The following is a 21,961-nucleotide window of genomic DNA, read 5'->3' as shown; positions in this document are numbered from 1 at the left end:
ACAGATACTGACTTATTTAGAGAAGATATTATTGAAGGAAGAAATGCAGTTATTGAGACATTAAAATCAAATAAAACTATAGAACAGATATTTATTGCAAACGGAGAAATTTCTGGATCTGTAAATACGATATTGAAGTTAGCCAAAGAAAAGAGAATAGTAGTAAAACGTGTTGATAGGAAAAAGTTAGATCGACTATCACAAACGGGTTCACATCAAGGTGTTATAGCACAGGTTACTCCTTATGAATACTGCAGTGTAGAAGATATACTGCAATTTGCAAAGGAAAAAGGAGAAGAGGAATTTATAGTAATTTTAGATCAGATAGAAGACCCTCATAATTTTGGATCTATAATTAGGACAGCTGAGACATGTGGAGTACATGGGATTATAATACCCAAAAGAAGAAATGTTGGAGTAACACCTACCGTGTATAAAACGTCAGCAGGTGCTGTAGAGCACATGAAAATAGCAAAAGTCTCTAATATCAATAATGTAATAGATGAGCTAAAGAAACATGGTATATGGGTATATGGAGCAGATATGAGAGGCGAAAGTTACTGCTTTGATTCAAAGCTTAATGGACGATTAGCTTTGATTATAGGAAGTGAAGGAAAAGGTATATCTAAGCTCACAAAATATAAGTGCGACGTACTTGTAAAGATACCCATGGTTGGCAAAATATCTTCTTTAAATGCTTCTGTTGCAGGCGGCATACTGATGTATGAAGTTTTAAAACAGAGAATAAAATAGGGCAATGTGATGGAAAGTGAAAAATGTTTTTGTAGATGGGTATAATGTAATAAATAGCTGGCCAGAATTGAATAAAATAAAGGAATATAATTATGAGGCTTCAAGAAGTAAACTTATAGAAATATTGAGCAATTATGCAGCGTATAAAAATTATAAAATTTTTATAGTTTTTGATGCACATATGGTAATTGGAAGTATAGAAAAGAAAGAAAGAATTAACAATAATGTTATAGTTGTATTTACTAAAGAAGGTGAAACAGCAGATAGCTTTATTGAAAAAACAGTGAATAAAATAGGACGCATCACAGAAGTAAGTGTTGTAACATCGGATTCTTTGGAACAGCAGGTAATCTTTGGACGCGGTGCTATTAGAATGTCGTCAATAGAGTTTTATCGTGAGGTACAAGCAACACAAAATAAAATACAGAAGAGAATAAGTAAGGGATATTCAAAGAAAAAGTTTGAATTAACAGATTCAATCAAACAGGATATTTTGGAAAAACTTGAAAAAATTCGCAGAAGTAATTGAAAATCTATTGACTGTGAATTTACTTGTAATGTATAATCAATATTATATGATATATTCTTAATTTGGAGGGGATACCTTGGACAGAAGGGGTTGCGCTAGTAAAAAAATTTCCTCCTTTGGAGAAGATAAAGTAGATGAGGAAGTTGTCATAAAAGCCAAAAAGGGGGATACTAAGTCTCAGGAGTATCTAATTAATAAATATGAGAATTTTGTAAAGGCAAAAGCAAAATCTTATTTTTTAATTGGAGCAGACAAAGAGGACATATATCAAGAAGGAATGATAGGGTTATATAAGGCAATAAGAGACTTTAAAACTGATAAATTATCTTCTTTTAAGGCTTTTGCTGAACTTTGTGTTACAAGACAGATTATCACTGCAATTAAGACAGCTACACGCCAAAAACATATTCCTTTAAATACTTATATATCTTTAAATAAACCTATATATGATGATGAATCAGATAGAACGCTTTTAGATGTATTATCTGAAGCAAAAGTAGCTGATCCTGAAGAATTAATTATAAGTAAAGAAGAAATAAATCATATACATGCTGAGATTGGTGAAGTATTATCTAACTTGGAAATGGAAGTATTAGTGTCGTATCTTGATGGGAAATCCTATCAAGAAATTGCTTGTGATCTGGATAGACATGCCAAATCTATAGATAATGCACTCCAAAGAGTTAAAAGAAAATTGGAAAAATGTCTAAATGATAAATAATTGTATATTGACAAAAAAATATACTTGTATTAAAATTGATAATCGGTATAAGTTTTAAACTATTATGGGCAGGAGTAGTTCAGTGGTAGAACACCAGCTTCCCAAGTTGGCTGTCGCGGGTTCGAGTCCCGTTTCCTGCTCCAAAATTGCCCATGTAGCTCAGTTGGCAGAGCGTCACCTTGGTAAGGTGGAGGTCACCGGTTCAATCCCGGTCATGGGCTCCAGTAAGATAAATTTACAAAACACCAGGGCGAGTTTACTTAAATCAAAAGTTAATAAACGAGGAGGAATAAAAAAATGGCAAAAGAAAAATTTGAAAGAAATAAGCCGCATGTAAACATAGGAACAATAGGACACGTAGATCATGGTAAGACAACACTTACAGCAGCAATAACAATGGTACTATCCAAAGAAGGAAAAGCATCAGCAACAAAGTATGATGAAATAGATAAAGCACCAGAAGAAAAAGAAAGAGGAATCACAATAAACACATCACACGTAGAATATGAAACAGATAAAAGACATTATGCACACGTAGACTGTCCAGGACATGCTGACTATGTAAAGAACATGATAACAGGAGCAGCACAAATGGATGGAGCAATCCTAGTAGTAAGTGCAGCAGATGGTCCAATGCCGCAAACAAGAGAACATATACTGCTAGCATCAAGAGTTGGAGTTGACTACATAGTAGTATTCTTAAATAAAGCAGACCAAGTAGATGACCCAGAATTAATAGAATTAGTAGAAATGGAAGTAAGAGAATTATTAAGTGAATACAACTTCCCAGGAGATGACATTCCAATAATAGTAGGAAGTGCATTAAAAGTACTAGAGAACCCAGATGATCCAGAAGCAACAAAATGCATACATGAGTTAATGGATGCAGTAGACAGCTATATACCAACACCACAAAGAGCAACAGATAAACCATTCTTAATGCCAGTAGAAGATGTAATGACAATAACAGGAAGAGGAACAGTAGCAACAGGAAGAGTAGAAAGTGGAGTATTAAAAGTTGGAGACGAAGTAGAATTAGTAGGACTTAAGGAAGAAAAGACGAAGACAGTAGTAACAGGAGTAGAAATGTTCAGGAAGACATTAGACCAGGCAATGGCAGGGGATAATATCGGAGCATTATTAAGAGGAATACAAAGAGAAGATATAGAGAGAGGTCAGGTACTTGCAAAACCAGGTACAGTACATCCTCACAAGAAATTTGTAGGTCAGGTATATGTACTTAAGAAAGAAGAAGGCGGAAGACATACACCATTCTTCAATGGATACAGACCGCAATTTTATTTCAGAACAACAGATGTAACAGGATCAATAAAATTACCAGAAGGAACAGAAATGGTAATGCCAGGAGATCACATCGACATGGATGTAGATTTAATAACACCAGTAGCAATGGATGAAGGATTAAGATTTGCAATAAGAGAAGGCGGAAGAACAGTAGGTTCAGGTGTTGTTACCAAGATAGTTGAGTAATTAAATCATAGGACTGGGTTTCTAGACCTAGTCCTTTTAAAAATTTATAAAGGCGGCGCAAGCCTGTAGATAAATACGGTAGGAACTATTGGAATTAAGCCTGTGAATATAGTAGGCTGCGAGGTTGAAGAAGCAGGAAGCCCCATTCCCTTTGTGGGTAGGGTAAGTTCACTAATTGTATATGATGTTAAAGCATAATTTTATTGACATATAGGCTGACTTGTGATAAATTATCTAAGTGATGCATAATTATGAGAAATTAAAATATTAAAGTTATATATTTATATATATATGTAGTTTTCAGGAGGTGTAAGAAATGAGAACAAAAGTAACATTAGCTTGTACAGATTGTAAACAGAGAAACTACAATACAATGAAAAATAAGAAGAATGATCCAGATAGATTGGAAATGAAGAAATATTGCCCATTTTGCCATAAACATACATTACATAAAGAAACAAAATAACTTTTTAGAGTCATAAATAAAGTTTAGAGGATGTGAACAAAATGACTGTAAAAAATAATGTTAAAAAAGTTGAAAATTCAGTAGCGTCCGGAAGTGGTTTTATTGGCTTTTTAAAGGAATTATTAACAGAACACAGAAGAATAACTTGGGCATCTAAGGAAAGAGTAAAGAAAGCCACAATTACGGTTATGGCATTTTGTATTGTTTGTATTATAATTGTAGGTTTGTTAGATTTTGGATTTAATAATTTATTTAAAATTGTCTTTAAATAAGATTAAAGAAGGAGGGAGGAAGGGAAATTAATTCCCGTTCCTTGTATTATGGCAGATAAAGCTAGATGGTATGTAGTTCATACATATTCTGGTTATGAGAATAAAGTAAAAGCTAATCTTGAAAAGATCATAGAAAATAGGGAACTTTATGACTGTATAGATAATATTCAAGTTCCTATAGAAGAACAAGTAGAAGTAAAAGATGGCAAAAAGAAGATTACACAAAAGAAGATATTCCCAGGATATGTTTTAATACACATGATAATGACAGATGATTCTTGGTATGTTGTTAGAAATACCAGAGGAGTCACAGGGTTTGTTGGACCAGGATCAAAACCTGTACCGCTTACAGAAGAAGAAGTTGAATCTATGGGCATAAAGGAAAAAATTGTTGATATAGATTTAGAAGTTGGTGAAAATGTTAAAGTCAAGTCGGGTCCGCTTGAGAATTTTCCAGCTGTTATTCAAGAGATAAACAGCGAAAAAAGAAAAGTTAAAGCTTCAGTTAATATGTTTGGCAGGGAAACTCCTGTTGAACTTGATTTTAATCAAATAGAAAAATTAGATTAATCTAAGACTTTAGTCTTACAAAAGTGGAAGGACAAAAAGTCCATATACCACTTATAGGAGGTGTAAAACATGGCTAAAAAAGTAGTAGGAATGATCAAACTTCAACTTGCTGCAGGAAAAGCAACTCCAGCACCACCAGTTGGTCCAGCACTTGGTCAACATGGTGTAAACATTATGGGATTCTGTAAAGAATTTAATGCTAAGACTGCTAGTCAAGCTGGTTTAATAATACCAGTAGTAATAACTGTATATCAGGATAGATCTTTTAGTTTTATACTAAAGACTCCGCCAGCAGCAGTATTACTTAAAAAGGCAGTAGGAATAGAAAGTGGTTCTGGTGTTCCCAATAAAGAAAAAGTTGCTAAGGTAACTAAAGATCAGTTAAAACAAATAGCTGAAACAAAGATGCAGGATTTAAATGCTGCTTCAGTTGAAACTGCTATGAAAATGATAGCAGGAACAGCAAGAAGCATGGGAATAACTGTAGAAGAGTAGTTTTTAAAAGTAGTGGGAGGCTTAAGACCGTTAAAACCACAAGGAGGATTGAAAGATGGGAAAGAATTACAAAGAGAGCATTAAATTAATTGACAAAAATGTATTATACACTCCATCAGAAGCTATGGAGCTTGTATTAAAAACATCAAAAGCTAAATTTGATGAAACTATAGAATTAGCTTTAAGACTTGGTGTAGATCCAAGACATGCAGACCAACAAGTTAGAGGAGCAGTTGTACTTCCTCATGGAACTGGTAAGAAAGTAAGAGTTTTAGTTTTTGCAAAAGGCGACAAAGCAAAAGAAGCTGAAGAAGCAGGAGCTGATTATGTAGGAGCTGAAGAATACGTACAGAAAATTCAAAAGGAAAATTGGTTTGATTTTGATGTAGTAGTTGCAACTCCAGACATGATGGGTGTTGTTGGTAGATTAGGTAGAGTTTTAGGACCTAAAGGATTAATGCCAAATCCAAAATCCGGTACAGTTACTTTTGACGTTGCTAAGGCAATAAGCGAAATCAAAGCTGGTAAAGTTGAGTATAGAGTTGATAAAACTTCTATAATTCACGTTATGATAGGAAAGAAATCTTTTGATGTTAAAAAATTAGAAGAAAATTTCCGTGCCTTGATGGAAGCTGTAGTTAAAGCTAAACCGGCAGCTGCTAAAGGTCAATATTTGAAATCAGTTGTAGTTTCAAGTACAATGGGACCTGGAATAAAAATAAATCCAGTAAAAGTTTTAGAATAATATTGACATATGTTATAGATTTGTATATAATCTTAACAGTTTAATAAATATTCCATAGACAGTAGGTGCGAAAGCATAAAGGATTACCAACCTACCGAGGATTCCAATAGACATATATTTTGAAATGTTGGTCTCTTCATGTTTATGGAGGGACTTTAAATTTTCCATAAATACAGTTTAAACTGTGAGGAGGTGGACACACAGTGGGAAAAAACAGAGAATTAAAAGAAGCAAAGGTTTTAGAAATAAAAGAAAAAATGGAAAAAGCTCAGTGCATAGTTCTTTCTAAATATCAAGGTCTAACTGTTGAAGAAGACACTGCACTTAGAAAAAATTTAAGAGAATCTGGTGTAGAATACAAGGTTTATAAAAATACTTTGGTTACACTAGCTGCAAAGGAATTAGGATACGACGGATTAGCTGATATTCTTAAAGGACCAGTATCAATAGCACTTGGATATGATGATCCAACTGCACCAGCAAGAATTCTTAACGATTTTGCAAAAGATCATAAAAAATTAGAATTAAAAGGTGGAGTAGTTCAAGGAGAAATCTTTGATCAAGATAAAATTATGCAACTTGCAAAGATTCCACCAAAAGAAGTTCTTATTGCAAAACTTCTTGGAAGCTTCAAGGCTCCATTATCAAAAGCTGTTTACTTATTAAATGCTATAAAAGAACAAAAAGAATCTCAAGAAGCATAATCATGTATGTTTAAAAAAAGGAAATTTTGGAGGTGCCAATAAATGAATAAAGAAGAAATAATTCAAGCTATAAAAGACATGAGCGTTTTAGAATTAAATGAATTAGTAAAAGCATGTGAAGAAGAATTTGGAGTAAGCGCTGCTGCTCCAGCTGCAGTTGCAGGTGCAGGCGCAGGTGCTGCAGGTGCTGCTGAAGAAAAGACTGAATTTGATGTAGTATTAACAAGCATTGGATCAGAAAAAATCAAAGTTATAAAAGCAGTTAGAGAGATAACTGGATTAGGATTAAAAGATGCTAAAGCATTAGTTGATGGAGCTCCTAAGACATTAAAAGAAGCTGTAGCAAAAGATGAAGCAGAAGCTATGAAAGCAAAACTTACAGAAGTTGGAGCTGCTGTTGAATTAAAATAATAACTTTTAAAATTAAGAGACACTTTAAAAAAAAGTGCCTCTTTTTTAAAATATAAAATAAAATATAGTATGAATTTGTTTAAATATTAGTATGAAATTATAACAGTATTTTAATATGATTATTTTTAAATTATATTGACAATACAATTGTTTTGTGATAGAATAATTAATTGCATTGATTTATTATAAAATTTATAATTATTTAAATTTAAAATTGTATTAATTATGCAAAATAGGTTATAATAATTTGATAGCAGTGAAATTAACCCAGAAATACATTTTTAAGCATGTGTTTTTGGTTATTTTTAGTTTATGCAAGGGGTGAAAGTCAATGGTACATCCTGTCCAAGTTGGTAAAAGAACAAGAATGAGCTTTTCCAGGCTTAATGAAGTGGCAAAAATGCCAAACTTAATCGAGGTTCAGCTAAATTCTTATAAGTGGTTTCTAAAGGAAGGTTTGCACGAGGTATTTGATGACATAAATCCTATTCAAGATTATACAGCAAATTTAAATCTAGAATTTGTTGGATATAAATTGGATATGGATAACATTAAATATTCTGTCGAAGAGTGTAAAGAGAGAGATTCGACTTATGCAGTACCACTAAGAGTAAAAGTCAGGTTACTTAACAAAGAAACTGGTGAAGTTAAAGAACAAGAAGTATTTATGGGAGATTTCCCTCTTATGACTGAACAAGGAACTTTCATTATAAATGGAGCCGAGAGGGTAATTGTAAGTCAGCTAGTTAGATCGCCAGGTGTATACTATGATATGACAATTGATAAAACAGGTAAAAAACTTTTTTCATCAACAGTTATACCAAATAGAGGTGCATGGCTTGAGTATGAAACAGATTCTAATGACATAATATATGTAAGAATAGACAAGACAAGAAAATTACCTATAACCATCTTAATAAGGGCAATGGGTTATGGAACAGATGCTGAAATAGTTGATTTCTTTGGAGAAGATGAAAGACTAAAATCAACTATAGAAAAAGATAATACAAAGACTCGTGAAGAGGCATTACTTGAAATATACAAGAGATTAAGACCAGGAGAACCTCCTACTGTTGATAGCGCACAGTCACTTATAGAATCTCTATTTTTTGATGCAAAGAGATATGATTTGTCTAGAGTAGGAAGATATAAATTTAATAAAAAATTATCCCTATACCTTAGAATAATGAATAGAATATCAGCTGATGATATTGTAAATCCGCAAACAGGCGAAATAATTGTTCAAAAAGGTGAAAAAATAAGTAGGGAAAAAGCAATTCAAATACAGAATTGTGGTATCAACGTAGTAGATATAGAGCTAGAAGATAGAATAGTTAGAGTTATAGGAAATCATTTTGTTGACATACATAAGTTTGTCAATTTTGACATTACTGATTTAAATATAAAGGAACTCGTTTATTATCCAGCTTTAAAAGAGATATTGGATAATTATAATGATGAAAAGAGTATAAAAAATCAAATAAGAAATAATATGCATTCTCTGATACCAAAGCACATTATAAGAGACGATATATATGCAACTATAAGTTATGAATTGGGCTTGGCATATGATGTTGGTCATACTGATGATATTGATCACCTTGGAAATAGAAGACTTAGATCTGTTGGCGAACTGCTTCAAAACCAATTTAGAATAGGTCTTTCAAGAATGGAAAGAGTAGTCAAGGAAAGAATGACTATTCAAGATCAAGAGGTAATAACACCTCAAGCTTTGATAAATATAAGACCAGTAGCAGCATCTATTAAAGAGTTTTTTGGCAGTTCACAGCTCTCACAATTTATGGATCAGACCAATCCTTTATCGGAATTAACTCACAAGAGAAGGTTATCTGCTTTAGGACCAGGTGGACTTTCAAGAGAGAGAGCAGGATTTGAAGTTAGAGATGTTCATCATTCACATTATGGAAGAATGTGTCCTATAGAGACTCCAGAAGGACCAAACATAGGACTTATAAATTCATTAGCTGCTTATGCAAAAGTAAATGAGTATGGATTTATAGAAGCACCATATAGGGTAGTTGATAAGGAAACTGGAATAGTAAAAGATGAAATAGTTTATATGACTGCTGATGAAGAAGATGAATATGTAATAGCTAAAGCTAATGAACCTTTAGATGAAAATGGACGCTTCTTAGATAGCAAAGTAACAGTAAGAGATAAGGAAGATGTTATTGTAGTACCTCGTCAAGATGTTGATCTTATGGATGTTTCTGCAAGACAGATAGTTTCTGTTGCTACTGCAATGATACCGTTCCTTGAAAATGATGATGCCAGCCGTGCACTTATGGGATCTAACATGCAGCGTCAGGCAGTACCGCTATTAAAGCCTCAAACTCCAATTGTTGGTACAGGAATAGAATTGAAAGCAGCAGTTGATTCGGGTGTATTGCCTAAGTCTAGAAATGCAGGAACAGTTATTTACGTATGTGCTAATGAAATAAGAGTTAAAAGGGATTCAGATGGAGGAATAGATACTTATAGACTCCTTAAATTCAAGAGATCAAACCAGGGTACATGTATAAATCAAAGACCTATAGTTACTAAAGGAGAAAAGGTAGATAAAGGTACTGTGCTTGCTGATGGACCATCTACCGATCTTGGAGAAATAGCATTAGGAAAGAATATAAGAATGGGCTTCATAACATGGGAAGGTTATAACTATGAAGATGCCATGTTAATTTCTGAAGACTTAGTTAAAAATGATGTATTTACATCAATTCACATAGAAGAATATGAAGCAGAAGCAAGAGACACTAAGTTGGGACCTGAAGAGATAACAAGGGACATACCGAATGTCGGAGAAGATGCTTTAAAGGATATAGACGATAGAGGAATAATAAGAATCGGTGCAGAAGTTAGAGCAGGCGATATACTTGTTGGAAAAGTTACTCCAAAGGGAGAAACTGAACTTACAGCTGAAGAAAGATTATTAAGAGCTATATTTGGTGAAAAAGCCAGAGAAGTAAGAGATACTTCACTTAGGGTTCCACATGGAGAATCAGGAATAATTGTAGATGTAAAAGTATTTACAAGAGAAAATGGAGATGAACTTCCTCCAGGTGTAAATAAACTTGTTAGATGTTATATAGCACAGAAGAGAAAGATATCTGTTGGAGATAAAATGGCAGGAAGACATGGAAATAAGGGTGTTATTTCAAGAGTACTTCCAGAAGAAGATATGCCTTTCTTACCAGATGGAAGACCGCTTCAGATATGCTTAAATCCTCTAGGAGTACCTTCACGTATGAACATAGGTCAGGTTCTTGAAGTACATCTAGGATGGGCAGCTGCAGAAATGGGATGGCATATAGCAACACCAGTATTTGATGGAGCTACTGAAGAAGATATAGTTGAATGTCTTAAAAAAGCAGGATATGAAGAAGATGGTAAGACCGTATTATATGATGGAAGAACTGGAGAACCTTTTGACAGCCGTGTAACTGTAGGATATATGTATATATTAAAACTTGCACATCTAGTTGATGATAAAATACATGCTAGGTCAACAGGACCATATTCATTAGTTACTCAACAGCCATTAGGAGGTAAAGCTCAATTTGGAGGACAGAGATTTGGAGAAATGGAAGTATGGGCACTAGAAGCATATGGTGCAGCTCATACACTTCAGGAAGTATTAACAGTTAAATCCGATGATGTAGTAGGAAGAGTTAAAACTTACGAGGCAATTGTAAAAGGAGAAAATATACCTGAACCAGGAGTGCCTGAATCATTCAAGGTTCTTATAAAAGAACTTCAAGCATTATGTCTTGATGTTAAAGTATTAAATGATGACAATGAAGAAGTTAAACTTAAAGAATCCGTTGAAGACGATACTGAAGATTTAGGTGTAAATATTGAAGGAAATGAAGATTCCAATGAATCTGCTCCAGAAACTCCACCAGCAGATGAGTACACAGAATCTGAAAAAAAAGACGATGAATTAGAACTTGATTATGATGATTTATCCTTAGATGATCTTCAAAATAATTTAGAAATAGATGATTTTAATGACGAACATTAGGAAGGGAGGATGTACCCTTGTTTGAATTGAATAATTTTGATGCATTACAAATAGGGCTAGCTTCACCTGAAAAGATAAGAGAATGGTCAAGAGGTGAAGTAAAAAAACCTGAAACAATAAATTATAGAACCCTAAAACCTGAAAGAGATGGCTTGTTTTGTGAGCGAATTTTTGGACCTATAAAAGACTGGGAATGTCACTGCGGAAAGTATAAGAGAATAAGGTATAAAGGTATAGTTTGTGACAGGTGTGGTGTTGAGGTTACAAAAGCTAAAGTTAGACGTGAGAGAATGGGGCATATAGAGCTTGCTGCCCCTGTATCCCATATATGGTACTTTAAAGGTATACCATCACGTATGGGACTGATTTTAGATATGTCACCTAGGTCGCTGGAGAAAGTATTATATTTTGCTTCATATGTTGTTTTGAATCCTAAGGAAACACCACTTCTAAAAAAACAACTTTTAAATGAAAAAGAGTATAGAGAAGCAGTAGATAAGTATGGTGATGATAGTTTTACAGCAGGTATGGGTGCTGAACCAATCAAGAAACTATTAGAAGAAATAGATCTTGATCAACTATCAGATGAACTTAAGAAGAATTTAAAAACAAGTACAGGACAAAAGAAAGTAAGAATAATAAGAAGATATGAAGTTGTAGAATCATTTAAAAAGTCTGGAAATAGACCTGAGTGGATGGTTATAGATGTTATACCTGTAATCCCGCCTGACTTAAGACCTATGGTTCAGCTTGATGGTGGAAGGTTTGCAACATCAGATTTAAATGATCTATATAGAAGAGTTATAAACAGAAATAATAGACTTAAAAAATTATTAGATTTAGGAGCACCAGATATAATAGTTAGGAATGAAAAGAGAATGCTCCAAGAAGCAGTTGATGCTCTTATAGATAATGGAAGAAGAGGAAGAGCAGTAACTGGACCTGGAAATAGACCTTTAAAATCACTATCAGATATGCTTAAGGGTAAACAAGGAAGGTTTAGACAAAACTTACTTGGAAAACGTGTTGACTACTCAGGACGTTCAGTTATAGTTGTTGGACCAGAACTTAGAATGTATCAATGCGGACTTCCAAAGGAAATGGCACTTGAACTATTTAAACCTTTTGTAATGAAGAAATTAGTGGAGAGTGGTTTATCTCATAACATAAAAAGTGCAAAGAGAATGGTAGAAAGAGTTCAGCCGCAAGTTTGGGATGTATTAGAAGAAGTTATAGAAGATCATCCAGTACTATTAAATCGTGCCCCTACGCTTCATAGACTTGGAATACAGGCATTTCAACCAGTACTTGTAGAAGGTAGGGCAATAAAATTACATCCACTTGCATGTACAGCATATAATGCTGATTTTGATGGTGACCAAATGGCAGTCCATGTTCCACTATCTGTTGAAGCTCAATCTGAAGCTAGATTTTTAATGCTTGCTGCACATAACATACTTAAACCATCAGATGGTAAGCCAGTTGTAGTTCCTACACAGGATATGGTATTGGGTTCTTATTATTTGACAACAGATAAGGATAACGTAAAAGGTGAGGGAAGAATATTCTCATCTCCAGATGAAGTAATTATGGCTTATCAATTAAAGCAGATAGATATACATGCAAAGATTAAAGTAAGGTTGACTAAGATTAAAGATGGGGAAAAGGTTACTGGAATAATACAAACAACTCCAGGTAAGATTATATTTAACGAATCAATTCCTCAGGATTTAGGTTTTATAGATAGAAGTAAACCTGAAAATGAATTTAAATTAGAAATAGATTTTCTTGTTACTAAGAAAAACTTAGGCGAAGTTATAAATAAATGTTATATGAAACATGGTGCAACTCAGACATCTATAATGCTTGATAAGATAAAAGCAAAAGGATACCATTATTCAACTATAGGTGCTATAACAGTTTCTACTTCAGATATGGTTGTCCCAGAAGCTAAGAAAACTTTGCTTGCAGATGCAGATGCAGCTGTCGACAAGATTGAAAAGATGTATAGAAGGGGCTTTATATCAGAAGACGAAAGATATGAGAGGGTTATAGAAAAGTGGACCAAAACAACTGAGGATGTAGCAGATGCCTTAATGGAAAATCTCGATAAGTTCAATCCTATATTCATGATGGCAGACTCTGGAGCCAGAGGTTCAAAGAGTCAGATAAAACAATTAGCAGGTATGAGAGGTCTTATGGCTAATCCATCAGGTAAAATTATCGAACTTCCTATAAGATCATCCTTTAGAGAAGGTCTTGATGTATTGGAGTACTTTATATCTACTCATGGAGCTAGAAAAGGTAATGCCGATACTGCGTTAAAGACAGCCGATTCTGGATACTTAACAAGAAGACTTGTTGATGTAAGTCAGGATGTTATAGTAAGAGAAGAAGATTGTGGAACTCATAATGGATTTGAAGTTTCAGAAATAAAAGAAGGAAATGAAGTAATAGAAAGTTTATCAGAGAGACTTACAGGAAGATACTCTGCAGAAGATATGATAGATCCAAATACTGGAGAAGTTATAGTTCCTAAAGATACTTATATGGATATGAAGCTTGCTGAAAAGGTAGAAAAATCTGGCTTGAAAAAGGTAAAGATAAGATCAGTATTTACATGTAAGGCAAAACATGGTGTTTGTGCAAAATGCTATGGAATGAATATGGCTACGGCTCAGAAGATAAACATAGGTGAGTCAGTTGGAATAATAGCAGCCCAAAGTATTGGAGAGCCTGGTACCCAGCTTACAATGAGAACATTCCACACAGGTGGTGTTGCTGGATCAGATATAACTCAAGGTCTTCCAAGAGTTGAGGAATTATTTGAAGCAAGAAAACCAAAAGGTCTTGCTATTGTAAGTGAAGTTTCAGGTACAGTAAAGATGGAAGAAACCAAGAAAAAGAGAACTGTTATAGTTGTTACTCAAAGTGGTGAAGAAGTCACATATGATATACCATTTGGTTCAAGACTTAAAGTATCTAATGGTGATGAAATAAATGCCGGAGATGAAGTAACAGAAGGATCTGTTAATCCACATGATATTTTGAGGATAAAGGGAGTTCAAGGAGTTAAAAACTATCTTTTATCAGAAGTTCAGAAAGTTTATAGACTGCAGGGTGTTGATATAAATGATAAGCATCTTGAAGTAGTAATAAGACAGATGACTAGAAAGATAAAGATTGAAGACCCAGGAGATACCGAATTACTTCCAGGAACTATGATAGATATGTTTGACTTTGAAGATGCAAATAAAAAAGCTGAAGCAGAAGGTAAGACCCCTGCAGAAGGTAGAGTTGCACTGCTTGGAATAACTAAAGCAGCACTTGCCACAGATTCCTTCTTATCGGCAGCATCTTTCCAAGAAACTACAAGAGTACTTACTGATGCAGCTATAAAAGGTAAAGTAGATCCACTTCTAGGATTAAAAGAAAATGTAATTATAGGAAAATTGATACCTGCAGGTACGGGAATGACAAGGTATAGATCAATAAAGATTAATACTGACGGTGAAGAAGAAGCAAAACGATTAAGTGATGAAATACATGCTTAAATAACTTATTGACATAGTAGTTTGAAAATGATAAAATACACCTGTGTGTTTTACTGCAGGGCAAAGTGTAAAACTCTGACCCTGCAATATTGTAAGGGGGAAAGATTTATGGTTTCAAGACTTGAAGGCAATAAAGTAATTGGTATAAAACAGACAATTAAAGCTATAAAAAGTTGTAAAGCAGATACTATTTATATAGCTAAAGATGCCGATGAAAAGTTAGTAAGTCCGGTTATTAATTTAGCTGAAGAAAACTCCCTGAAGATCATATATGTACCTACAATGAAGGAATTAGGACATTTATGTGCTATAGATGTAGGTGCATCAACAGTTGTTATTTTAAAGTAACAATAGTAGTTTAAGTTTATATCATTAATTTAATATAAAGTTTATTATTAGTTATACATCTAATATAAATTTTGATGCATAACATTCGATGAGGAGGTGTAGCTATGCCAACTATTAGCCAATTAGTAAGAAAAGGTAGAAAGACAACAAGTGCTAAATCAACAGCACCAGCACTAAAAGAATGTCCTCAAAAAAGAGGAGTTTGTACAGTAGTAAAGACTGCAACACCAAAGAAGCCTAACTCAGCTTTAAGAAAAATTGCAAGGGTTAGATTAACAAATGGTTTTGAAGTTACTGCTTACATACCTGGAGTAGGACACAACTTACAAGAACATAGTGTTGTTCTTATAAGAGGAGGAAGAGTTAAGGATCTTCCAGGTGTTAGATATCATATAGTTAGAGGTGCCCTAGATGCAGCAGGAGTGGCTAACAGATTACAATCAAGATCAAAATATGGTGCAAAAAAACCAAAACAAAAATAATGTTTTGGTAATTTAAGTTGAAAATAGTGCTATGTCTTCAGCATTTATATAGATTTTTGCAGGAGTACAAAGCACTTTACGGTAATTGTATATTATATTCGTATGATTATCGAGTACCGATGAACTTAAATTTAAAATGTTAAGGAGGGAAGAAAAGTGCCAAGAAAAGGATATATACCTAAGAGAGATGTATTACCGGACCCAATGTACAATAGTAAAGTTGTTGCTAAGTTAATAAACAACATAATGGAGGACGGTAAAAAAGGAGTAGCACAAAAAATATGCTACGGTGCTTTCGAAATAATTAAACAGAAGACTGATAAAGAGCCAATGGAAGTATTTGAGGCAGCAATGAATAATGTAATGCCATTACTTGAAGTAAAAGCAAGGAGAATAGGTGGTGCTACATATCAAGTACCAATAGAAGTAAGACCTGATAGAAGACAGACTTTAGGAATCAGATGGATTCTTGGAGCATCAGCTAAAAGGGGAGAAAAATATATGAGAGAAAGACTCGCTTCTGAGCTTATGGATGCAGCTAATAACACAGGTGCAGCTGTAAAGAAGAGAGAAGATACTCATAAAATGGCTGAAGCTAATAAAGCTTTTGCACATTATAGATATTAATATTCAAAACTGTTTTGGTTTATCCCAAAACAGTTTTGTCAAATTTTAAATCCTAAATTTTACTTTAAGAGGAGGAAATTTAAGTGGAAAGAGAATATCCATTAGAAAAATTCCGTAATATTGGAATAATGGCACACATTGATGCCGGAAAAACTACTACTACTGAACGTATACTTTTTTATACAGGAAAAACTCATAAAATAGGAGAAGTTCATGAAGGTCAAGCAACAATGGACTGGATGGTTCAGGAACAAGAAAGAGGTATAACAATAACTTCTGCAGCAACTACTTGTATGTGGAAAGACCATGTAATAAACATAATAGATACACCAGGACACGTGGATTTCACAGTAGAAGTTGAAAGATCACTTAGAGTTCTAGACGGAGCAGTTACAGTATTAGATGCAAAGGGTGGTGTTGAACCACAGACTGAAACTGTATGGAGACAGGCAGATAATTATTCAGTACCTAGAATGGTATACGTAAATAAAATGGACTCAACAGGTGCAGATTTTTACATGTGCGTGAACATGTTAAGAGATAGATTACATTGTAATGCAGTTCCAATTCAAATTCCAATAGGTGCAGAAGATAAATTCAAAGGAATAGTAGATCTTATTAAAAATGAAGCTATTATATATGAAGACGACCTTGGAACTGTTATGGATGAAGTTGCAATTCCAGATGATTTAAAGGATAAGGCAGCTGAATATAGAACAGCATTAATAGAAGCAGTAGCTGAACAAGATGAAGAATTAATGATGAAATATCTTGATGGAGAAGAGTTAACAGAAGAAGAAATCAAAGCAACACTTAGAAAAGCTACAATAGCAAATGAAATGGTTCCAGTTGTTTGCGGATCATCATACAAAAATAAAGGTGTTCAACCAATGATAGATGCAGTTATTGCTTATATGCCATCACCATTAGATATACCACCAATAAAAGGAACAATTCCTGAAACTGGTGAACCAACAGAGAGACCAGCATCAGATGATGAACCATTATCAGCTTTAGCATTCAAAATTGCTACTGATCCATTTGTAGGAAAACTAGCTTTCACTAGAGTTTATTCTGGAATAATGAAGAGTGGTACATATGTATATAACTCAACAAAAGGCAAGAGGGAAAGAATAGGAAGACTAGTTAAAATGCATTCAAATCACAGACAAGAAGTAGAAGAACTTAGAGCAGGTGAATTGGGAGCAATAGTTGGATTAAAAGAAACTACAACAGGTAATACACTTTGTGATGAAGAACATCCAATTGTACTTGAAAGTATGGAATTTCCTGAACCAGTTATAGATATAGCTATTGAGCCTAAGACAAAAGCAAGCCAAGAAAAGATGGGTATAGCTTTAGCAAAGCTTGCAGAAGAAGATCCAACATTTAAGACATGGACAGATCAAGAGACAGGTCAAACAATTATAGCTGGTATGGGAGAACTTCACTTAGAGATAATTGTTGATAGACTTCAGAGGGAATTTAAAGTAGAATGTAACGTTGGTGAACCACAGGTTGCATATAAAGAGACAATTAGAAAAACAGTTAAAGCTGAAGGTAAATTTGTTAGACAATCCGGCGGACACGGTCAATATGGTGATTGTTGGATAGAAATGATTCCAACAGAAGAAGGATACTCATTTGAAAATGCCATCGTTGGTGGAGCTATTCCAAAAGAATATATTCAACCAATTGATAATGGTATACAAGAAGCGTCTAAGAGTGGTATAGTAGCAGGATATCCTGTTATTAACTTCAAAGTTAAATTATTTGATGGATCATATCATGATGTCGATTCATCAGAAATGGCATTTAAAATTGCTGCTTCAATGGCATTCAAAAATGCTATGGGTAAAGCAGATCCAGCTTTGCTTGAGCCTGTTGAGAAGGTTGAAGTTACAACACCAGAAGAATACATGGGAGATGTAATGGGAGACATTAACTCTAGAAGAGGTAGAATAGAGGGAATGGAACCAAGATCAGGTGCACAAGTAATTAGAGCATTTGTTCCACTTTCAGAGATGTTTGGTTATGCAACTGTATTGAGATCAAGAACTCAAGGTAGAGGAGTTTACTCAATGGCATTTGATCATTATGAAGAAGTTCCAAAGAGTATACAGGAAAAGATTACTGGAGATAGGAATAAATAATAATAAGTTAGTTCAATATAGAACAATTAAGTTATTAGGAGGAATAAAAAAATGGCAAAAGAAAAATTTGAAAGAAATAAGCCGCATGTAAACATAGGAACAATAGGACACGTAGATCATGGTAAGACAACACTTACAGCAGCAATAACAATGGTACTATCCAAAGAAGGAAAAGCATCAGCAACAAAGTATGATGAAATAGATAAAGCACCAGAAGAAAAAGAAAGAGGAATCACAATAAACACATCACACGTAGAATATGAAACAGATAAAAGACATTATGCACACGTAGACTGTCCAGGACATGCTGACTATGTAAAGAACATGATAACAGGAGCAGCACAAATGGATGGAGCAATCCTAGTAGTAAGTGCAGCAGATGGTCCAATGCCGCAAACAAGAGAACATATACTGCTAGCATCAAGAGTTGGAGTTGACTACATAGTAGTATTCTTAAATAAAGCAGACCAAGTAGATGACCCAGAATTAATAGAATTAGTAGAAATGGAAGTAAGAGAATTATTAAGTGAATACAACTTCCCAGGAGATGACATTCCAATAATAGTAGGAAGTGCATTAAAAGTACTAGAGAACCCAGATGATCCAGAAGCAACAAAATGCATACATGAGTTAATGGATGCAGTAGACAGCTATATACCAACACCACAAAGAGCAACAGATAAACCATTCTTAATGCCAGTAGAAGATGTAATGACAATAACAGGAAGAGGAACAGTAGCAACAGGAAGAGTAGAAAGTGGAGTATTAAAAGTTGGAGACGAAGTAGAATTAGTAGGACTTAAGGAAGAAAAGACGAAGACAGTAGTAACAGGAGTAGAAATGTTCAGGAAGACATTAGACCAGGCAATGGCAGGGGATAATATCGGAGCATTATTAAGAGGAATACAAAGAGAAGATATAGAGAGAGGTCAGGTACTTGCAAAACCAGGTACAGTACATCCTCACAAGAAATTTGTAGGTCAGGTATATGTACTTAAGAAAGAAGAAGGCGGAAGACATACACCATTCTTCAATGGATACAGACCGCAATTTTATTTCAGAACAACAGATGTAACAGGATCAATAAAATTACCAGAAGGAACAGAAATGGTAATGCCAGGAGATCACATCGACATGGATGTAGATTTAATAACACCAGTAGCAATGGATGAAGGATTAAGATTTGCAATAAGAGAAGGCGGAAGAACAGTAGGTTCAGGTGTTGTTACCAAGATAGTTGAGTAATTAACCTATAAATGTAAATTTAACTCGTTAGCTAGCAAAGAGTTTATGTTAAAAAAGGGGAGGAGATATCCTGCTCCTTTTTTAATTATATATAATTTTTACATAAATCATTTACAATGATAAAAATTACTTGTCAAAAATAAAAAATTAGTGTATAATTAAGAAGTTGTAATGTGATAACAGCGATGAGGCAAGAGGTTGCCGGGCTTCCGGGTAATTCTTGGCTGAGTATGTTAAGGTCTTGAACCTAACGACGGTTATTCTGTAAAAGGTATTTTTTTGAGGGTAACGATGAAACACCCGGAACAGTTTACAGAACCAATCCGCTGTTGTACGTAAGAAGCAAGCGTGCATGAAAAGGAGGGAATAATATGGCAAAGCAAAAAATTAGAATAAGGTTAAAGGCTTTTGATCATAATATCTTGGATCAATCGTCAGAAAAAATTGTAGAAACTGCAAAAACTACAGGAGCTAAGGTAGCAGGTCCAGTTCCACTGCCAACAGAAAAAGATGTTGTAACAATATTGAGAGCTCCACACAAATATAAAGATTCAAGAGAGCAGTTTGAAATAAGGACTCATAAAAGATTAATAGATATAATAAGTCCTTCACCAAAAACTGTTGATGCATTGATGAGGCTTGATTTACCAGCAGGTGTTGACATTGAAATAAAATTATAATTATATTTGTAATAGATTTGAGACTATTACTGACTATTATGATCGCATTATTAGTGCGATCCGCTAATATGTTGAGGAGGTGTAAAGTATGAAAAAAGGTATACTAGGAAAAAAACTTGGTATGACTCAGATATTTGACGAAAATGGTAAAATAGTTCCTGTTACAGTAATCGAAGCAGGTCCTTGCTTAGTTGTTCAAAAGAAAACTGTAGAAAAAGATGGTTACAATGCTGTGCAAGTTGGATTTGCAGATGTAAGGGAAAAACTCTTAAACAAACCAATGAAAGGACACTTTGCAAAAGCAGGTGCTGGTCTTAAGAAGTTTGTAAGAGAATTTAAAGTTGAAGATATAGATAGCTACGAAGTTGGTCAGGAAATAAAAGCTGATGTATTCGAAGCTGGAGAAAAAGTAGATGTATCAGGAGTTTCAAAAGGTAAGGGATTCCAAGGTACAATAAAGAGATGGAATGCACACAGAGGTCCTATGTCTCACGGTTCTAAATTCCATAGAGCAGTTGGATCAATGGGAGCAGCATCAGATCCATCAAGAACATTTAAAAGTAAGAGAATGCCAGGACACATGGGTCATGTAAATACAACAGTATTAAATATACAAGTTGCAAAAGTTATGCCGGAAAAAAATATTATCTTAATAAAAGGCGGAGTACCGGGACCTAATAAAGGATTTGTAGTAATAAAAAATACAGTTAAAGCCTAAGCTTTGGTAGAAAGGAGGATGCAGAATGCCTACAGTAGGATTATTTAACAAAGAAGGTCAAAAAATTGGAGATGTTCAACTTTCAGATAAGGTATTTGGAGTTGAAGTTAATCAATATGCAGTACATCAAGTAGTAGTTGCACTACTTGCAAATAAAAGACAAGGAACTCAATCAGCTAAAACCAGAGCAGAAGTATCTGGAGGCGGAATCAAACCTTGGAGACAAAAAGGTACTGGTAGAGCAAGACAGGGTTCAATAAGAGCTCCACAGTGGATTCATGGTGGTATTGTTTTTGCTGTAAAGCCAAGAGATTACAGAATTTCAGTTCCAAAGTCAATGAGAAGAGTTGCTATGAAATCAGCTCTTACAAGTAAAGTACAGGAACAAGAATTAGTTGTTTTAGATAATTTAGAATTAGAAGTTCCAAAGACTAAAGAAATGGTAAAATTACTTAATGTATTTGGTGCTAAGAAAACTTTAATAATTACAAAAGAATCAAATCAGAATGTATATAGATCAGCAAGAAATATACAGGGTATATCAGTATTACCAGTAAACAACATAAATGTTTATGACCTATTAAAATATGATAAACTTATAATTACTAAAGAAGCTGTATCACAAATTGAGGAGGTGTATGCATAATGAAATTAACTAATTATGATATCATAAGAAGACCAATTGTAACTGAAAAAAGTATGGCCTCAATGAGTGATAGGAAATACACCTTTGTAGTTGATATACATGCTAATAAATCTATGGTAAAAAAAGCGGTAGAAGATGTATTTGGAGTAAAAGTACAAGAAGTTAAAACTGCAAGATACATAGGTAAGAATAAAAGAGTAGGTGTACATTTAGGAAAGAGACCAGATTATAAAAAGGCAATTGTTAAATTGACACCAGATAGTAAGGGCATAGAGTTCTTTGAAGGAATGTAATTTAATAAAAAGCAGG

Annotated in this window: 22 protein-coding genes, 2 tRNA genes and 1 other annotated feature; all 24 genes read left to right on the top strand. The window is 34.1% G+C overall.

The features are described 5' to 3' along the window. Positions 1–27 precede the first annotated feature (27 nt). The 24 genes from rlmB (at position 28) to rplW (ending at position 21,945) form a co-directional block, all read left to right on the top strand. A complete protein-coding gene (gene rlmB, locus EBB51_RS12425; RefSeq protein ID WP_243103952.1) occupies positions 28–753 on the top strand; it encodes a 23S rRNA (guanosine(2251)-2'-O)-methyltransferase RlmB in 726 nt (241 codons plus the stop codon). Positions 754–769: 16 nt separating this feature from the next. Further along, positions 770–1,282: an NYN domain-containing protein gene (locus EBB51_RS12420; protein WP_123054745.1), complete on the top strand. Its 513-nt coding sequence runs from the start codon at positions 770–772 to the stop codon at positions 1,280–1,282. 76 nt (positions 1,283–1,358) lie between these two features. Next, positions 1,359–2,003 (top strand): RNA polymerase sporulation sigma factor SigH, encoded by a 645-nt coding sequence (sigH, locus tag EBB51_RS12415; protein WP_123054744.1) that lies wholly within the window; start codon positions 1,359–1,361, stop codon positions 2,001–2,003. A gap of 68 nt (positions 2,004–2,071) precedes the next feature. Beyond that, positions 2,072–2,146, top strand: a tRNA-Gly gene (locus EBB51_RS12410). Between the two features lie 5 nt (positions 2,147–2,151). Next, positions 2,152–2,227, top strand: a tRNA-Thr gene (locus EBB51_RS12405). A 73-nt stretch (positions 2,228–2,300) separates the two neighbouring features. After that, positions 2,301–3,494: an elongation factor Tu gene (tuf, locus tag EBB51_RS12400; protein ID WP_123054731.1), complete on the top strand. Its 1,194-nt coding sequence runs from the start codon at positions 2,301–2,303 to the stop codon at positions 3,492–3,494. A gap of 316 nt (positions 3,495–3,810) precedes the next feature. After that, positions 3,811–3,960 (top strand): 50S ribosomal protein L33, encoded by a 150-nt coding sequence (rpmG, locus tag EBB51_RS12395; RefSeq protein ID WP_119969949.1) that lies wholly within the window; start codon positions 3,811–3,813, stop codon positions 3,958–3,960. A gap of 41 nt (positions 3,961–4,001) precedes the next feature. Then, positions 4,002–4,232: a preprotein translocase subunit SecE gene (gene secE / locus EBB51_RS12390; protein ID WP_123054743.1), complete on the top strand. Its 231-nt coding sequence runs from the start codon at positions 4,002–4,004 to the stop codon at positions 4,230–4,232. Between the two features lie 48 nt (positions 4,233–4,280). After that, positions 4,281–4,802: a transcription termination/antitermination protein NusG gene (gene nusG / locus EBB51_RS12385; RefSeq protein WP_190285286.1), complete on the top strand. Its 522-nt coding sequence runs from the start codon at positions 4,281–4,283 to the stop codon at positions 4,800–4,802. 69 nt (positions 4,803–4,871) lie between these two features. Beyond that, positions 4,872–5,297 carry a 50S ribosomal protein L11 gene (gene rplK / locus EBB51_RS12380; RefSeq protein WP_123054741.1) on the top strand — a complete coding sequence of 142 codons (426 nt, stop codon included), beginning with the start codon at positions 4,872–4,874 and terminating at the stop codon, positions 5,295–5,297. Between the two features lie 55 nt (positions 5,298–5,352). Further along, entirely contained in the window at positions 5,353–6,042 is a 690-nt protein-coding gene (gene rplA / locus EBB51_RS12375) for a 50S ribosomal protein L1 (protein ID WP_123054740.1), read from the top strand. Positions 6,043–6,076: 34 nt separating this feature from the next. Continuing rightward, positions 6,077–6,211 (top strand) — a sequence feature (ribosomal protein L10 leader region). A gap of 34 nt (positions 6,212–6,245) precedes the next feature. After that, the gene (gene rplJ / locus EBB51_RS12370; protein WP_123054739.1) at positions 6,246–6,746 is read left to right on the top strand and encodes a 50S ribosomal protein L10; all 501 of its coding nucleotides are present in this window, start codon (positions 6,246–6,248) and stop codon (positions 6,744–6,746) included. Positions 6,747–6,788: 42 nt separating this feature from the next. Further along, the gene (rplL, locus tag EBB51_RS12365) at positions 6,789–7,157 is read left to right on the top strand and encodes a 50S ribosomal protein L7/L12 (RefSeq protein ID WP_123054738.1); all 369 of its coding nucleotides are present in this window, start codon (positions 6,789–6,791) and stop codon (positions 7,155–7,157) included. Positions 7,158–7,488: 331 nt separating this feature from the next. Further along, positions 7,489–11,199 carry a DNA-directed RNA polymerase subunit beta gene (gene rpoB / locus EBB51_RS12360; RefSeq protein WP_123054737.1) on the top strand — a complete coding sequence of 1,237 codons (3,711 nt, stop codon included), beginning with the start codon at positions 7,489–7,491 and terminating at the stop codon, positions 11,197–11,199. 17 nt (positions 11,200–11,216) lie between these two features. Next, positions 11,217–14,753, top strand: a complete 3,537-nt coding sequence (gene rpoC, locus EBB51_RS12355; RefSeq protein ID WP_123054736.1) for a DNA-directed RNA polymerase subunit beta' — start codon at positions 11,217–11,219, stop codon at positions 14,751–14,753. 108 nt (positions 14,754–14,861) lie between these two features. Beyond that, complete coding sequence (locus EBB51_RS12350) at positions 14,862–15,101, top strand: ribosomal L7Ae/L30e/S12e/Gadd45 family protein (RefSeq protein ID WP_123054735.1); 240 nt, start codon at positions 14,862–14,864, stop codon at positions 15,099–15,101. A gap of 104 nt (positions 15,102–15,205) precedes the next feature. Beyond that, positions 15,206–15,583: a 30S ribosomal protein S12 gene (rpsL, locus tag EBB51_RS12345; RefSeq protein WP_123054734.1), complete on the top strand. Its 378-nt coding sequence runs from the start codon at positions 15,206–15,208 to the stop codon at positions 15,581–15,583. A 156-nt stretch (positions 15,584–15,739) separates the two neighbouring features. Beyond that, positions 15,740–16,210, top strand: a complete 471-nt coding sequence (rpsG, locus tag EBB51_RS12340; RefSeq protein WP_123054733.1) for a 30S ribosomal protein S7 — start codon at positions 15,740–15,742, stop codon at positions 16,208–16,210. Positions 16,211–16,293: 83 nt separating this feature from the next. Then, the gene (gene fusA, locus EBB51_RS12335; protein ID WP_123054732.1) at positions 16,294–18,363 is read left to right on the top strand and encodes an elongation factor G; all 2,070 of its coding nucleotides are present in this window, start codon (positions 16,294–16,296) and stop codon (positions 18,361–18,363) included. A gap of 51 nt (positions 18,364–18,414) precedes the next feature. Next, positions 18,415–19,608 carry an elongation factor Tu gene (gene tuf / locus EBB51_RS12330; RefSeq protein ID WP_123054731.1) on the top strand — a complete coding sequence of 398 codons (1,194 nt, stop codon included), beginning with the start codon at positions 18,415–18,417 and terminating at the stop codon, positions 19,606–19,608. 371 nt (positions 19,609–19,979) lie between these two features. After that, entirely contained in the window at positions 19,980–20,288 is a 309-nt protein-coding gene (rpsJ, locus tag EBB51_RS12325; protein WP_123054730.1) for a 30S ribosomal protein S10, read from the top strand. Positions 20,289–20,376: 88 nt separating this feature from the next. Then, complete coding sequence (gene rplC, locus EBB51_RS12320) at positions 20,377–21,006, top strand: 50S ribosomal protein L3 (RefSeq protein ID WP_123054729.1); 630 nt, start codon at positions 20,377–20,379, stop codon at positions 21,004–21,006. Positions 21,007–21,031: 25 nt separating this feature from the next. Next, entirely contained in the window at positions 21,032–21,652 is a 621-nt protein-coding gene (gene rplD / locus EBB51_RS12315) for a 50S ribosomal protein L4 (RefSeq protein WP_123054728.1), read from the top strand. Continuing rightward, positions 21,652–21,945, top strand: coding sequence for a 50S ribosomal protein L23 (gene rplW / locus EBB51_RS12310; RefSeq protein ID WP_123054727.1), 294 nt, complete (start codon positions 21,652–21,654; stop codon positions 21,943–21,945). Before rplD ends, rplW begins: the two co-directional genes overlap by 1 nt. The last annotated feature ends 16 nt before the right edge of the window (positions 21,946–21,961 follow it).

The organism is Clostridium sp. JN-1 (assembly GCF_003718715.1).
GTDB lineage: Bacteria > Bacillota > Clostridia > Clostridiales > Clostridiaceae > Clostridium_AV.
Note: the sequence above shows the minus strand (reverse complement) of the source record. Positions and strands in the feature narration are given on the sequence as shown.